Source organism: Jeotgalibacillus sp. ET6 (genome assembly GCF_029667115.1).
Lineage (GTDB): Bacteria > Bacillota > Bacilli > Bacillales > Jeotgalibacillaceae > Jeotgalibacillus.
This window is the reverse complement of the sequence record NZ_JARUIU010000257.1, coordinates 1-241: the sequence shown is the minus strand read 5'-3', so window position 1 is coordinate 241 and position 241 is coordinate 1. Positions and strand designations below refer to the sequence as shown.

At 41.9% G+C, this 241-nt stretch carries 1 protein-coding gene; it reads right to left on the bottom strand.

All coding sequences use genetic code 11. The features are described 5' to 3' along the window. Positions 1–12 precede the first annotated feature (12 nt). The coding region (locus P6709_RS20270) for a hypothetical protein (RefSeq protein ID WP_278242676.1) at positions 13–241 on the bottom strand (229 nt) is incomplete at its 5' end.

Sequence of the window (241 nt, the reverse complement as noted above, 5' to 3'; positions counted from 1 at the left end):
TCTCAATCTGGTTCAATGCTTATCCTCGCTGATTTCCCAAACGCACTGCGGAATCGCTGCTGTTTCAAATATAGGAAATGATGCCAATTGGACGCTGATTAGCGATTGCAAAGGCTTACCGTCTGGTAGAGCTGTTTGTTTGAGGATTAAGCGTTCCAAATAGAAGAAAATCGATCTGGAATTTCCCCCTGTCACAAATTTCATCGATACATGATGCCTTCTCCTTCTTTTGACTTGTTTA